The sequence below is a fragment of the uncultured Anaerotruncus sp. genome, from assembly GCF_902490045.1.
Classification (GTDB): Bacteria; Bacillota; Clostridia; order Oscillospirales; family Ruminococcaceae; genus Anaerotruncus.
In genome coordinates, this window is record NZ_CABUCJ010000060.1 from 1 (window position 1) to 14545 (window position 14545).

Annotated in this window: 12 protein-coding genes and 1 pseudogene; all 13 read left to right on the forward strand. The window is 64.1% G+C overall.

The window, feature by feature from the left end:
* Positions 1–1440: pseudogene (locus tag RDM88_RS07800) on the forward strand (hypothetical protein); the annotation flags it as partial.
* A gap of 27 nt (positions 1441–1467) precedes the next feature.
* A complete protein-coding gene (locus RDM88_RS07805) occupies positions 1468–3840 on the forward strand; it encodes a M56 family metallopeptidase (RefSeq protein ID WP_308754301.1) in 2373 nt (790 codons plus the stop codon).
* Positions 3841–3889: 49 nt separating this feature from the next.
* Positions 3890–4747 (forward strand): hypothetical protein, encoded by an 858-nt coding sequence (locus RDM88_RS07810; RefSeq protein ID WP_308754302.1) that lies wholly within the window; start codon positions 3890–3892, stop codon positions 4745–4747.
* 113 nt (positions 4748–4860) lie between these two features.
* Positions 4861–5784 carry a YitT family protein gene (locus RDM88_RS07815; RefSeq protein WP_308754303.1) on the forward strand — a complete coding sequence of 308 codons (924 nt, stop codon included), beginning with the start codon at positions 4861–4863 and terminating at the stop codon, positions 5782–5784.
* A gap of 154 nt (positions 5785–5938) precedes the next feature.
* Positions 5939–6331: a hypothetical protein gene (locus RDM88_RS07820; RefSeq protein ID WP_308754304.1), complete on the forward strand. Its 393-nt coding sequence runs from the start codon at positions 5939–5941 to the stop codon at positions 6329–6331.
* Positions 6332–6411: 80 nt separating this feature from the next.
* Complete coding sequence (locus tag RDM88_RS07825) at positions 6412–7680, forward strand: DUF1576 domain-containing protein (RefSeq protein ID WP_308754305.1); 1269 nt, start codon at positions 6412–6414, stop codon at positions 7678–7680.
* Between the two features lie 14 nt (positions 7681–7694).
* On the forward strand, positions 7695–8048 hold the full coding sequence (locus tag RDM88_RS07830; protein ID WP_308754306.1) for a hypothetical protein: 354 nt from the start codon (positions 7695–7697) through the stop codon (positions 8046–8048).
* 226 nt (positions 8049–8274) lie between these two features.
* Positions 8275–9459 (forward strand): acetyl-CoA C-acetyltransferase, encoded by a 1185-nt coding sequence (locus RDM88_RS07835; RefSeq protein WP_308754307.1) that lies wholly within the window; start codon positions 8275–8277, stop codon positions 9457–9459.
* Positions 9460–9547: 88 nt separating this feature from the next.
* A complete protein-coding gene (locus RDM88_RS07840; RefSeq protein WP_308754308.1) occupies positions 9548–10324 on the forward strand; it encodes an enoyl-CoA hydratase-related protein in 777 nt (258 codons plus the stop codon).
* Positions 10325–10356: 32 nt separating this feature from the next.
* Positions 10357–11196 carry a 3-hydroxybutyryl-CoA dehydrogenase gene (locus RDM88_RS07845; protein ID WP_308754309.1) on the forward strand — a complete coding sequence of 280 codons (840 nt, stop codon included), beginning with the start codon at positions 10357–10359 and terminating at the stop codon, positions 11194–11196.
* Positions 11197–11297: 101 nt separating this feature from the next.
* Positions 11298–12437, forward strand: coding sequence for an acyl-CoA dehydrogenase (locus RDM88_RS07850; RefSeq protein WP_308754310.1), 1140 nt, complete (start codon positions 11298–11300; stop codon positions 12435–12437).
* Between the two features lie 16 nt (positions 12438–12453).
* Positions 12454–13236, forward strand: a complete 783-nt coding sequence (locus tag RDM88_RS07855; protein ID WP_308754311.1) for an electron transfer flavoprotein subunit beta/FixA family protein — start codon at positions 12454–12456, stop codon at positions 13234–13236.
* A 17-nt stretch (positions 13237–13253) separates the two neighbouring features.
* A complete protein-coding gene (locus RDM88_RS07860; RefSeq protein ID WP_308754312.1) occupies positions 13254–14273 on the forward strand; it encodes an electron transfer flavoprotein subunit alpha/FixB family protein in 1020 nt (339 codons plus the stop codon).
* The last annotated feature ends 272 nt before the right edge of the window (positions 14274–14545 follow it).

Below are 14545 nucleotides of genomic sequence, written 5' to 3' on the forward strand. Positions count from 1 at the left end.
CAGGCGGGCGAACCGGAACCCGCGCCGGAGCCGGAACCCCTGTCCGCGCCGGCGAGCGTCCCCGAGGCGGACGCGCCGACCCCCGAGAGCATCCCCGCCGCCACGGCGGAGGCGGATCTGCCCCCGGCCGCCGCGTCCGCGGCCGTCCTTCCGGACGGCTTCAGTTTCACCGGCGAACCCGGTTCGGGGATATTCCTGTGCGGCGGGGTGCGGGTAAACGGCGGCTCGGTTTACCGCTATTCCGACCAGGTGGCCGTGGGGAGCGACTGGGAGACGCCATACTATCTCCAAAAGCTCGCGCCGGAACCCGCCGATGAGATCGGGGAACGCCTTTCCGACTTCGACATGCTGATCCTCGAGCTGGAGGACGACACGAAATACACCTACACCTTCCATACCGAAGGGCTGGAGGTCACGAAATCGCTCCCTGCCGCCGACGCGGGGGAGCCGGCCCGCTACCGCGTCGACCCGGAGGCCTACGCCGAACTCCTCGAACTAGAGCGGGCGCGCATGGAGGAGGGATTCTGGTTCCCGAGCTGGCTCAGGGTCATCCGCAAATCCCGTGTGACGGGGATTACCTTCCGCTCGTCGGACGGCGAAAACGAAACCGCCTACCTGCCCGATAACGAGCGGTTCGGCTGGGCGCTGTCGGGGCTGGATATCTCGGTCAAGCCGGGCAGTGTGGAACGGGTCGGGACGGAGAGCCGCCTCAGGGGGGCCGCGCGGATCGACATCGACTTTGCCACCGGCATCCATTACCGCGTCGAGGTGAACGAAGCCGCCCTGCTGGTCACGGCGAGCGACATGGACTACGCGCTCCGTTACCCCCTCAAGCATGAGGACACGACGCTGCGGGAGCTGGACGACATCGCGGCGGGCAGGGTGCTCCCGCTGACCGGAAAGCCGGTCGTCTACCTCTATCCCGAGCGGCCGACGGACGTGTCGGTGAAGGTGGATTACCGCGGGACCTTCAGCGAGACGATCCCCGCCTACCGGGACGGCTGGGAGGTCACCGCCCGTCCGGGCGGCGTCCTCGTGGACAAGGCGGACGGGAAGGCCTATCCTTACCTCTTCTGGGAGGGGAACGCGCCGGTCGATTGGGACTTCTCCGAGGGCTTCTGCGTGGCGGGCGCGGACACCGAACGGTTCCTGCGCGAAAAGCTCGCCCATCTGGGGCTGAACGCGGGGGAGATGGAAGAATTCCTCGACTACTGGCTGCCGGAGATGCAGCAAAACGCCTGCAATCTCATCACCTTTTCCACAGAACAATACGAGCGGCTCGCCCCGATGGAGATCTCCCCCGCGCCCGACAGCCTGCTGCGGGTGCACATGGTCTACCGGGGACTGGACGCGCCGCGGCCCATCCGGGAGCAGAAGCTCGAGGGCGGCTTTGTCCGCCGGGGCTTCACCGTGGTGGAGTGGGGCGGCAGCCGCGCCTGAAAAAAGCTGCTGCCGCGGGAGGAAGCTATGGAAGACCTGTTTTTGCGCCTTGTGAATATGTCGCTGGCGGCCTCGGTGCTCGGCGCGGCGGTGCTGCTGCTGCGGGCGCTCCTCAAGGGGAGGCTGCCCCGCTGGACCTTCTGCCTGCTGTGGGGGCTCGTGCTCGTGCGGCTGCTGGCGCCCTTTTCGGTGCCCTCGCCGGTGAGCGCCTACAACGCCATCCCCGCCGCGCGCACCGTCGAGACGGGCGGGCGCGCCTCCCTCCGCTTCGTGGAGGACCCCGGCGCGGCAGTCGACTTCCCGACCCTGCAGATCCGGGAAGGGACAGGGTCGGACGCCCCCGCCGAACATCCGGTCGTCGCCCCGGCGAAGGTCCCGCTGACCACGATCCTGTCGGCCGTCTGGCTGTGCGGGGCGGTGCTCCTGCTCCTCTACAGCCTCTTCTGCTACCTCTACACGATGCACCGCCTGCGGCGGGCGCGCCGGCTCCCGCACACCCCCGCGATCGATGAAATCTTCCGGCGGGTGGGGGTCCGGCCGGAACGGGTGCGGCTCTATGTGAGCGACCTCTTTCCAAGCCCGGTGGTCTGCGGGCTCATCCGTCCCCGGCTGGTGCTTTCGGGACTCGTGGAGGAGGAGGACGTGGCGCACGTCGTCACCCACGAGCTCACCCACATCCGGCGGCATGACAACCTCTGGAAGGCGCTGGCCACCCTCGCGCTCTACCTGCACTGGTTCAATCCGCTCGTCTGGATGTTCTACCGCTGGTACGTCACCGACATGGAGGCGTCCTGCGACGAAGCGGTCGTGCGCCGCCCGGAAACCGACCGGAAGGCATACGCCTACAGCCTCGTGAATATGGCGGAACGAAGCCGCAGCGCCTTTGCGGGAGGGTTTCTCGCGTTCGGGGAGTGCGCGCTCAAGGAAAGGGTCAAATCGATCATGCACGTCAGGAAAAACACGGTCATTATAACGATCATCGCGGTTGCGGTCGTCGCGGGACTCGCGGTCGTCTTTCTCACCAACCCGCAGGTTTCACCGGCGCAGGCCGCGCCATCCGCCCCGGACGCCGAATCCTCCGCGGCGGAGGTGCCCGGCGACGTGGCCGCGGACATGAAGCTCACCTACAGCGTGCTCGGCTCGCTGCGGGAGAAGGACGTGGCGGAGATGCGGGTCCGTTACGGGGAGTTCGGCGGCTCCCCCGAGGCGGAAATCCCGCCCGACGGCTACGGCGAGGTGATCGCGGGGCTTCAGGAGCTCACCCTCGGCTGGGAGAGCACCGACCGGGAATCCGAGCCGGTCGAGATCGTGATCACGCGCAAGGACGGGAAACGGATCGCCGCTTCCCTGCGGGCGGACAGCATCCGCCTGAGCGGCACGGTGCCCAAGCTCGCGGACAAGAGCACGGTCTACGTCTATCAGGCTGACGTCTCCGCGCTCCGCGCCTACGCGATCGGGCTGCTCGCCCCCGAGGAGAGCGTGCCCGCCCCGATAGAGACCCCCGCCGAATCCGCCGCGCCGCAGCTTTCTTCCCCCGCCGCGCGGGAGGCGCGGACGGCCCCTCCTGCGGCGGACCTGCCGCCGCTCAACGGGGAGAACCCGCCCTGCCTGCGGATTCCCTACGGCGAGGTCATGGAGATGAACCTCATCGACCGGGAGAGCCGCACCTGCTGCGCGGTGACGGGCGAACGGCGCGACGCGGTGCTCGCGCGGCTCAATTCCCTGACCCCGCAGGAGGACCTTTCGGCCACGCCCGACGAAGCGGGCCTGCGGCTTTTGCAGGTTCGCCTGCTCGACGGCACGAAATACGATTTCTGGTGCCACAGCAACCTGCTGATGGAGGGGGAGACGCCGCTCGCCGACGCGTCCCGCCTGCGCGCGCTCTACGACATCTTCTATGAGATCGAGAAGGAGACCTACGGCGAAAACCGTGCCACCGCCGAGTGGCTGGGCTATATGAACCCCTACCGCATCACGGAGATGGCGATTGACAATTGCACGGAGGACTCCCACGGGCGTTACCGCGCGCTGACCTCGGAGCGGCAGCGGGAGGCGATCATGGAGGTCGCCGCGCTGCTCAAGGCGGTGACGGTCGAGCCCTCCTCCACCGAGACGCTCCCGCCGGGGGAGACGCGCGGCGATCCGGTCTTCCGGGTTGTGCTCAATTTTGAGGACGGCGTTGTGGAATACACGGTGTCGGTCTACCTCGACGGGTCGGTTGAAATTCTCGTCAGCAGCATCCCGGGCTACCATCTCGCCTATGAGACCACCGGCGACGGAACGCTGGATGTGCTGGCCGACGCGCTTGCGAGGCGGGCGGCGTCCCCGCCGCCCGCGCGGGGAACTCCATCGGGCTCGTTATCAGGACGGGGGAGGCCGTTTTGTCCTTCGAAATGGTAAATTATATAAAATTAGTAATATTTTTACATTTAAGAAAGAAGGCGTCACCATGTTAAAACATTTCAAATCCACCTTCGCGTCCCTGCTCGCGGCCGCGCTGCTCGTCACCGCCCTTGCAGTCCCCACGCTCGCCGCCGACAAAACAATCCCGAAGGATCGGAGCTTCAACCACGATATCGACCAGGTGCAGGACGTCCAGGTCATCAACCGCGAGCTGCACGCCAGTTACGCCGTTACGAACCCGAACGACCGAACCGCGGTCATCAGCGCGCTGAACGCGCTCACCGTCGCGCCCATGAAGGCGGAGCGCGGCGAGGAGGACGGCCTGCGGCTGCTGACCGTGCTGATGGAAAACGGCGACCGCTATAACTACTGGTGCTATGCGGACGGCGTCCTCCAGTCGGACGGCTGGCAGGCGGACGGAAAACAGCTCGCCCCCCTCTACGACGTGATGACCCGCTGCCAGCAGAACTACCCGGCGAACATCGAATGGCTCGGCTACATGAACCCTTACCGCGTCACGAAGGTGGAGCTTTCGGGGGCCGTATTGGCCGGCGACGTGTTCACAAAGGGAAACGCATCCTTCGATTCCTCCGTGTCCCAGGAGCAGCGCGACAAAATCCTCGACCTCTGCGCCAGGCTGAAAAACGTCAAGGTCGGCACCGTGCAGCGGTTCAACGGGGACGAGATGGAAAAGGTGCGGTCCTATAACAACTACCAGATTTCCATGAGCTTTGAGGAGGGCAGGGAGGACTATTACACGCTCCAGATCCCGAACCGTTTCCTCGACGAGAAGGGCGAAATCTGGATCTCGGTGGACAGCATCGGCTACGACCTCTGCTACACCGCCAGCGACGCGGCGCTCCTGAAGGAGCTGACCGACACGCTCGATACGCTCCTCCAATAAGTTTTCGCAAAAGCCCCGCCAACGGCGGGGCTTTTGCGCATTATCACGCGGAACTTCACTTTCCCGCAAAATCCGGGTAGAATAATACGGTACGGATGAAAGGGGGAAGCGCCATGTGGAGGGCGAAGAGCGCCAGGGGGGAACGGCTGACCGACCTTGCCTTTTTCGCGGCGGGCAGCCTGCTTTACGGGGTTTCTGTCAATATGTTCACCGCGCCAAACCATATCGCGCCGGGCGGGCTGACGGGCCTTTCGACCCTGGTCAACTACCTGTTCGGCACGCCGATCGGGACGGTGATCTTTCTGATGAATATCCCGCTGTTCGTGTGGGCGATATCCTCGGTGGGCTACAAGCTCGTGGTCAAGACGGTGGCGGCAACGCTGCTCTCCTCGGCGGCCATCGACCTGATGAGCTTCGTCATCGAGCCCTATCTCGGCAACGAAATCCTCGCGGCGGTGTTCGGCGGGGTGGCGGAGGGCTTCGCGCTCTCGCTCATCTTCATGCGCGGCGGCACGACGGGCGGCACCGACCTGATCGCGCGCCTGCTCGGGCGGCGCTTCCGCCATATCTCGATGGCAAAGCTCATGATGTGCATCGACATCCTCATCGTCGCGCTGTCGGGGATCGTCTACCGCAGCCTGGAGAGCGCGATGTACGCGCTGATCGTCATCTTCGTCGCGACCAAGCTGATCGATACGGTGCTCTACGGCACCGACGTGGGCACTGGAAAGATGCTCTACATCATCTCGGACAAAAACGAGGAGATCGCGCGCCAGATCCTCGGCGACCTCGACCGCGGGGTGACCTTCCTCAAATCGCGGGGCGGCTACAGCGGCCGGGAAGGGGAGCTGCTCCTCTGCGCGGTGCGCCGCTACGAGGTGTGCAAGGCGGGCGACATTGTGCGGTCGATCGACCCGAACGCGTTTGTGATCGTGGGGGACGCGGGCGAGATTTCGGGGGAGGGCTTCCGGGAGCACGCGCCGTCCGACCTGACGCTGGCCGATCTGCTCCGCCGGGCGCGCGGGAAAAAGACATAGCAAAAAGGGGCGCCCGCGGGCGTCCCTTTTTGATCCGGTCGTTTTTTTCGTTCGGGGCCTGCCGCTTTTCCCGTCCCCCGGGAGGCCCTTGCAACGGAAGCCGGGACATGTTACACTGCGGAGTGGAATGACAACCGGAAAGGATGATCACCGGATGGATTGGTTTCGGCGGATGATGCCGGGCAGGCGGGGGCTCGACGGGCTGGGCTGGGCGCTGCTGGCAGGCGCGGCGGTTTCGATGCTTCTGCGCCGCGCGACGGGTTTTCGGCTCTTCTGGACGCTGGCGTTTGTGCTGCTGGCGGTCTTTTTCCTGCGCTTTTTCTCGCGGGACGCGGGGCGCCGCTACGAGGAGAACCGCCGCTTCATGGCGCTGTGGCAGCCGCTGGCGCGCCGCTTCGCCTCCTGGGGGGACGCCCTGAGGGACGCGCGGACCCACCGGCGCTTCCGCTGCCCCTCCTGCGGACAGAAGATGCGGGTGCCGCGCGGGAAGGGGAAGATCTGCATCACCTGTCCGCGCTGCCGGGCGGAGTTCATCCGGCGGACGTGAAAATTTACAGAATATTCGCCTTTCCACCGGCATGGGTATGTTAAAATGGATCGAGACACCGGAGATGGAGGGAGAAGGGTTTGGACCGATTGCTGACCTATCACCCGGAGCGGCAGGGACGTTACCTCTTTTGGGCGATGACGGCCTTTGCGCTGGCGCTGATCGGCTTCGGGCTGCTGTGGGACACGCCCGCGGGCATCGTATCGGGCATCTGGAAAATCATCCGCACCCAGGCGGGGCTGATCACCGACTCGATCAGCGTCGGCGGCATGGGGGCCGCGTTTGTCAACGCGGGCCTGGTGACGCTGCTGTCGATCGGCATCCTGCGCGCCGTGAAGATAAGCTTTTCGGGCATCAGCGTGGCGAGCCTCTTTCTGATGGCCGGGTTCTCCCTCTTCGGCAAGGATGTCTGGAACATCTTCCCGATTATTTTCGGCGGGTGGCTCTATTCCCGCTACAGGAAGGAACACTTCGGCCGCTACGTCTACATCTCCCTCTTCGGCACGGCGCTCGCGCCCGTCGTCTCGGAGATCGTCACCGTCGGCCGCGAACGGGACAAGCTGCTCTGGTACCTGCTCGGGATCGGCATCGGCGTGGTCATCGGCTTTCTGCTGCCCGCCGTCGCCTCCTTCACGCTGCGGGTGCACCAGGGCTACAACCTCTATAACGTCGGCTTTACGGCGGGGCTGGTCGGCATGGTGCTCGCCTCCTTTTTCAAATCCTTCGGGCACACCTTCGAAGCGCGCCTCGCGTGGAGCACCGGCAACAACCTGCCGCTCGCCGTCTTTTTGTTCGGGCTGTTCGCCCTGATGGTGCTGGCGGGCTTCTGCTGGAACGGGCGCAGCTTCCGGAACGTCGCGCGCATCACCCGCCATTCGGGCCGCCTCGTGGCCGATTTCGTCCAGCTCGACGGCCTGCCCGTGACGCTGATCAACATGGGGATCATCGGCGCGGCCGCCGCCGTCTATGTGCTGGCGGTGGGCGGCGACCTCAACGGCCCGACGATCGGAGGCGTCTTTACGATCTGCGGGTTCGGCGCGTTCGGCAAGCATCTGAAGAACATCACCCCCGTCGTGCTCGGCGTGGTGCTCAGCTCCTTTTTCATGGTGTGGTCGCTGCGCGACCCCAACGTCCTGCTGGCGGCGCTCTTCGCGACGGGGCTCGCGCCCATCGCGGGGCAGTTCGGCTGGAAGTGGGGGATCGCCGCGGGCGTGATCCACGCCTCGGTGGTGCTCAACACCGGCTTCCTGCACGGGGGGCTCAATCTCTACAACAACGGTTTTTCGGCGGGGCTCGTGTGCATCGTGCTGGTGCCGCTCATCGAGGCGCTGCGCCGGGACCGGGAATAACAGGGGGAATCGATATGGAAGCCACGGCGAGGAAGATGACGAAGGTGATCGACGAGCTGATCGTGTTTTTTTTCAGCGTCGGCTCGGACGGGGTGCAGATGGACCTGCGCAAGCTGGAGGACGGCTACGAGCTCTCCCTCAAAAGCCGGTACGACCCCGCGGAGAGCAAGAAGGTGAACGACCTCGACCGGTTCCTCAACCAAGCGGAAAAAAACGAGGGCCTCGAGGAATTCTTCTGGCAGCTTGCGGGGGTGAGTGGACTGGGACAGGACAGCGAGCTGCACCTGATCGGGCAGATGGTCGACTGCCGCAGGCTGGAGATCGGCCCCGACACGGTGGAGCTCACGCTTTTTAAGCGGAGGGAATGACCGGAATTTTCCTCTCAAACCCGCATGAACAGGGGCTTTCGGGCCTTTTATTTCAAAAGTGCATAAAAGCGGTTTCGGGCGAGGGGGGAGATTTAGACAAACTTATAAAAATCGTGAAAAGTTTGTTAAAAATATAGCAATTTCAAAACCCTTGTAGTATACTGGTAAACGAAGGGCCGGTCCGGCCCGGAACCTGATAATTTCAAGAAAAATCGGAGGCGTCAACATGTCAAAGGAAATCGTATTGGCCGGTGCCTGCCGCACCGCAATCGGCAAAATGGGCGGTTCCCTCACGGGTGTCCCCGCCGCGCAGCTCGGTGCTATCGTGATCAAGGAAGCCCTCAACCGCGCGGGCGTGAAACCCGAGCAGGTTGACGAAGTGTTTATGGGCTGCGTGCTCCAGGCCGCGCAGGGCCAGAACGTCGCGCGCCAGGCCGCCCTCAAGGCCGGTCTGCCCATCGAGGTTCCCGCGCAGACACTGAACATCGTCTGCGGCTCCGGCCTCAAATGCGTCAATATCGCGGCCGCGATGATCGCTTCGGGCGAGGCGGACATCATCGTTGCCGGCGGCATGGAGAACATGTCCGCGACCCCCTTCGCGCTCGACAAGGCGCGCTACGGCTACCGCATGAACGACGGCAAGCTGATCGACTGCATGATCAAGGACTCCCTCTGGGACGCTTTCAATGACTACCATATGGGCATCACCGCGGAGAACGTCGCCGAGAAATACGGCGTCACCCGCGAGATGCAGGACGCGTTCGCCGCTTCCAGCCAGCAGAAATGCGAAGCCGCCCGCAAGGCCGGCAAGTTCAAGGACGAGATCGTCCCGGTCCCCATCAAGGTCAAGAAGGAGACCGTCCTGTTCGACACCGACGAGTTCCCCCGCGACGGCGTGACCGCCGAGGGCATCGCCAAGCTGCGCCCGGCCTTCAAGGAGGGCGGCACGGTGACCGCCGCGAACGCCTCGGGCATCAACGACGGCGCCGCCGCGATCGTCGTCATGAGCGCCGACAAGGCCAGGGAGCTCGGCATCAAGCCGATGGCCAAATGGGTCGCCGGCGCGACCGCGGGCGTCGACCCCTCCATCATGGGCATCGGCCCCGCCTTCTCCACCAAGAAGCTGTTTGACAAGACCGGCCTCACGATCGACCAGATGGACCTCATCGAGGCGAACGAGGCGTTTGCCGCGCAGTCTCTGGCCGTGGGCATCGAGCTCGGCTGGGACGCCTCCAAAGTCAACGTCAACGGCGGCGCGCTCGCGCTGGGACATCCGGTGGGCGCTTCCGGCTGCCGCATCCTTGTCACCCTGCTGCACGAGATGAAGAAGCGCGGCTCCAAGATGGGGCTTGCGACCCTCTGCATCGGCGGCGGCATGGGCTGCTCGACGGTCGTCGAGAACATCCAGTAAATCCGCATCAAACGCTTCCAGGCATCCGGGGTTCCGGGTGCCTGAAAGTTGTGAAACAGCAAAAAAACACAGGAACGGAGGCAATACCTTGAGTTACGTCACCTACGAACAGAAGGGCTTCGTCGGCGTGGTCACGATCGACAAGCCCAAGGCACTCAACGCGCTGAACAGCGAGGTGCTCGGCGATCTCGAGAAGGTCGTCGACGCGATCGACACGGACGCGACCCGCTGCGTCATCATCACCGGCGCCGGGGAGAAGGCGTTCGTCGCGGGTGCCGACATCGCCGAGATGTCCGGGCTCACCAAGGCCGAGGGCAGGGCGTTCGGCAAGAAGGGCAACGACATCTTCCGCAAGATCGAAACGCTGCCGGTGCCGGTCATCGCGGCGGTCAACGGGTTCGCGCTCGGCGGCGGCTGCGAGCTGGCCATGAGCTGCGACATCCGCATCGCGTCGGAGAACGCGGTGTTCGCGCAGCCGGAGGTTTCGCTCGGCATCACCGCCGGCTTCGGCGGCACCCAGCGGCTTGCCCGCACGATCGGCGTGGGCAAGGCCAAGGAGCTGCTCTACACCACCGGAAAGATCAAGGCTCCCGAGGCGCTCGCGCTCGGGCTTGTCAACCACGTCGTCCCGCTCGAGAGCCTGATGGACGAGGCGATGAAGCTGGCCGAAAAGATCGCCCGCAACGCGCCGATCGCGGTGCGCGCCACCAAGAAGGCGATCAACGACGGCCTGCAGGTTTCGATCGACGAGGGCATCGCGATCGAGGAGGAGCTGTTCGGCAGCTGCTTTGAGACGGCCGACCAGCAGAACGCGATGAAGGCGTTCGTGGCGAAGGAAAAGCCCGCCCCGTTCGAGAACAAGTAAATCCCCAAAAGATACATATGGAGGTAAATGAAATGAAAGTTGGCGTTATCGGCGCGGGAACGATGGGTTCCGGCATCGCGCAGGCATTCGCGGTCACCGACGGCTACGAGGTCGTGCTCTGCGACATCACCGAGGAATTTGCCGCGGGCGGCAAGAAGAAGATCGAAAAGTCCCTGACCAAGCTCGTCTCCAAGGGCAGGATGGAACAGGAGAAGGCGGACGCGATTTTGGCGAAGATCACCACCGGGCTCAACGACAAGGTGGCCGACTGCGACCTGGTCGTCGAGGCGGCGCTCGAGAAGATGGACCTCAAGAAGGAGCTCTTCGCCAAGCTGCAGACGATCTGCAAAAAGGACGCGATCTTTGCCTCCAACACCTCCTCCCTCTCCCTGACCGAGATGTCCCAGGGGCTTGACCGCGCGATCGTGGGCATGCACTTCTTCAACCCCGCGCCGGTCATGAAGCTGGTCGAGGTCACCGCTGGCCTGCACACCGCTCCCGAGACGGTCGAAAAGATCGTCGCCATCTCCAAGGAGATCGGCAAGACCCCGGTCGAAGTCAAGGAGGCCCCCGGCTTCGTCGTCAACCGCATCCTCATCCCGATGATCAACGAGGCGATCGGCATCTACGCCGAGGGCGTCGCGTCGGTCGAGGGCATCGACTCCGCCATGCAGCTCGGCGCGAACCACCCGATGGGCCCGCTCGCGCTCGGCGACCTGATCGGTCTGGACGTCTGCCTGGCGATCATGGAAGTGCTCTACAACGAGTTCGGCGATCCGAAATACCGCCCGCACCCGCTGCTCCGCAAGATGGTCCGCGGCGGCACGCTCGGCCGCAAGACCGGCAAGGGCTTCTACGACTACTCCAAGTAAATCCGCTCCCGCTCCGCAGGCCGCGCGGCGCATCCGTTGTGCCGCGCGGTTTGGCGCGGGCAGCTTTCGCAGGAAATAAAACAAATTAGGGAGGAACTTGCATGGACTTTGTACTCAGCAAAGAGCAGGAGATGGCAAGACAGCTTTTCCGTGACTTCGCGGAAAAGGAAGTGAAGCCCCTTGCTCAGGAAGTGGATGAGGAAGAGCGCTTCCCGGCCGAGACGGTCGCGAAGATGCAGAAATACGGCTTTATGGGCATCCCGTTCCCGAAGGAGCTGGGCGGCCAGGGCTGCGACACGCTGACCTACGCGATGTGCGTCGAGGAGCTGTCTAAGGTCTGCGCGACGACGGGCGTCATCGTGTCGGCGCACACCTCGCTCGGCTGCGACCCGATCAAAAAGTACGGCACCCCCGAGCAGATTGAAAAATACCTCATTCCGATGGCGCAGGGCAAAAAGCTCGGCGCGTTCGGTCTCACCGAGCCGGGCGCCGGCACCGACGCCTCCGGCCAGCAGACCAAGGCGGTGCTTGACGGCGACCACTATGTGCTCAACGGCTCCAAGATCTTCATCACCAACGCCGGCCAGGCGGACGTGTACGTCATCTTTGCGATGACCGATAAATCCAAGGGCAACCGCGGCATTTCCGCGTTCATCGTCGAAAAGGAGTTCCCCGGCTTCTCGATCGGCAAAAAGGAGCTCAAGATGGGCATCCGCGGCTCCTCCACCTGCGAGCTGATCTTTGAAAACTGCATCGTCCCGAAGGAGAACCTCCTCGGGCAGGAGGGCAAGGGCTTCGGCATCGCGATGGGCACCCTCGACGGCGGCCGTATCGGCATCGCCGCGCAGGCGCTGGGCATCGCGCAGGGCGCGTTCGACGAGACGGTCAAGTACGTCAAGGAGCGCAAGCAGTTCGGCCGCCCGATTTCGGCGTTCCAGAACACCCAGTTCCAGCTTGCGGACATGAAGGCCAAGATCGAGGCCGCCCGCCTGCTCGTCTACAGCGCCGCGGTGGCCAAGGACACCAAGAAGCGCTTCTCGGTCGACGCCGCGATGGCCAAGCTGTTCGCCGCCGAGACCGCGATGGAGGTCACCACCAAGTGCGTGCAGCTCTTCGGCGGTTACGGCTATACGAGGGATTACCCCGTGGAGCGCATGATGCGCGACGCGAAGATCACGGAGATCTACGAGGGCACCAGCGAGGTCCAGCGTATGGTCATTTCCGGATCGTTCTTGAAGTAGAAGGGAGTTGCAGGAATTGAAAGTAGTCGTTTGCATTAAGCAGGTCCCGGATACCAACGAGGTCAAGCTCGATCCGGTGACCGGAACGCTGATCCGTGAAGGCGTTCCCAGCATCATCAACCCGGACGACAAGGCGGGGCTCGAGGCCGCGCTGCGTCTCAAGGACCAGTACGGCGCGCATGTCACCGTCGTTTCGATGGGCCCGCCGCAGGCCGACCTGGCGCTGCGCGAGGCGCTGGCGATGGGCGCGGACGAGGCGGTCCTCGTCACCGACCGCGCGTTCGGCGGCGCGGACACCTGGGCGACCTCGTCGACCATCGCGTCTGCGCTCGAGAACCTCGAATACGACCTCATCATCACCGGCCGCCAGGCGATCGACGGCGACACCGCCCAGGTCGGCCCGCAGATCGCGGAGCATCTGGGGCTGGTCAACATCAGCTATGCCGAGGACCTCAAGGTCGAAGATGGCTATGTGATCGTCAAGCGGCAGTATGAGGACCGCTACCACATCCTCAAGGCAAAAATGCCCTGCCTGATCACCGCGCTCAGCGAGCTGAACGAGCCCCGTTACATGACCCCGGGCGGCATCTTCGACGCCTACCGTGAGAAAGAGGTCAAGGTGTGGACCCGTCCCGACCTCAAGGTCGACGACGGCAACATCGGCCTCAAGGGTTCCCCGACGCGGGTCTTCAAGTCGTTCACCAAGGCCGTCAAGGGCAAGGGCACCGTCGTGACCCTCGACCCGCAGGAGTCGGCCAACTGGCTGGTCGACAGGCTCAAAGAAAAATTCATTCTGTGAGGAAAGTGGTGAACGAAATGGCTGTTTCTGATTATAAAGGCGTATTCATCTTCGCGCAGCAGGTCGAAAACAAGATCACCGGCGTTTCCTACGAGCTGATCGGCAAGGGCAAACAGCTCGCCGCCGACCTCGGCACCGAGGTGACGGCGGTCCTGCTGGGCCACCAGGTGACCGACCTGTCCAAAAAGCTCGCGCGCTACGGCGCGGACCGCGTGATTGTCGTGGACGACCCCGCGCTTGAAACCTACATGACCGAGCCGTACGTCGAGGCGATGTACGAGGTCATCCAGGCGAAAAAGCCCGCCGTCGTCCTCTGCGGCGCGACCGCGATCGGCCGCGACATGGCCCCGCGCGTCTCCGCGCGCGTGCACACCGGCCTGACCGCCGACTGCACCGGGCTGGAGATCGACCCCGAGACCAAGAACCTCATGATGACCCGTCCGGCGTTCGGCGGCAACATCATGGCGACGATCCTCTGTCCCGACCACCGTCCGCAGATGGCGACGGTCCGCCCGGGCGTCATGCAGCGCGTCTCCCCGATCGACGGGGCCGAGTGCCCGGTCGAGAAGTTCGAGGTCCCGAACCTCGCCTCCCGCAAGAATGTCGAAATCCTCGAGGTGATCAAGAAGGTCAGCGAGAAGATGGACATCCAGGATGCGAAGGTACTCGTTTCGGGCGGCCGCGGCATGGGCTGCCCCGAGAACTTCAAGCTGCTTGAAGAGCTCGCCGACGAGCTCGGCGGCACCATCTCCTCCTCCCGCGCCTGCGTCGACGCCGGCTGGGTTGAGAAGGACCGCCAGGTCGGCCAGACGGGCAAGACCGTCCGCCCGAACCTCTACATCGCCTGCGGCATCTCCGGCGCCATTCAGCATCTCGCCGGCATGGAGGAGAGCGACATCATCATTGCGATCAACAAGGATCCCTCCGCCCCGATCTTCGAGGTCGCGGATTACGGCGTGGTCGGCGACGTCTGCAAGATCGTGCCCCTCTTCACCGAGGAAATCCGCCGCGTGCGCACCCAGAAAGCGAACGCCTGAGTTTTTCCCGCGGATCAAAAGGAGCCCCTCCGAACGGGAGGGGCTCCTTTTTTGCCGCCCATCGAGCGGCGGAGCTTGCCGGTAGTCGACCGGAGGCCTCTTAGGCTTACCGCTCAGTGAGCGGCGTAGTTTGTCGGTAGTCGACCGACAGCGACCCTATTTCTTGTACGGACAAGAAATAGGGGAAAGAAGCCGCAAGGGGAGACCCCCTTGACCCCCGCGCCGCCTCCGGTTGGCCTGCGGCCAAAGTCGGCGGCGCCCGTGACACGGAT

Coding starts and splice junctions, on each gene's coding strand:
- RDM88_RS07820 (WP_308754304.1), top strand. CDS start 5,939: ATGGATTGGTTTCGGCGGATGATGCCGGGCAGGCGGGGGCTCGACGGG.
- RDM88_RS07835 (WP_308754307.1), top strand. CDS start 8,275: ATGTCAAAGGAAATCGTATTGGCCGGTGCCTGCCGCACCGCAATCGGC.
- RDM88_RS07850 (WP_308754310.1), top strand. CDS start 11,298: ATGGACTTTGTACTCAGCAAAGAGCAGGAGATGGCAAGACAGCTTTTC.
- RDM88_RS07860 (WP_308754312.1), top strand. CDS start 13,254: ATGGCTGTTTCTGATTATAAAGGCGTATTCATCTTCGCGCAGCAGGTC.
- RDM88_RS07810 (WP_308754302.1), top strand. CDS start 3,890: ATGTTAAAACATTTCAAATCCACCTTCGCGTCCCTGCTCGCGGCCGCG.
- RDM88_RS07830 (WP_308754306.1), top strand. CDS start 7,695: ATGGAAGCCACGGCGAGGAAGATGACGAAGGTGATCGACGAGCTGATC.
- RDM88_RS07815 (WP_308754303.1), top strand. CDS start 4,861: ATGTGGAGGGCGAAGAGCGCCAGGGGGGAACGGCTGACCGACCTTGCC.
- RDM88_RS07845 (WP_308754309.1), top strand. CDS start 10,357: ATGAAAGTTGGCGTTATCGGCGCGGGAACGATGGGTTCCGGCATCGCG.
- RDM88_RS07805 (WP_308754301.1), top strand. CDS start 1,468: ATGGAAGACCTGTTTTTGCGCCTTGTGAATATGTCGCTGGCGGCCTCG.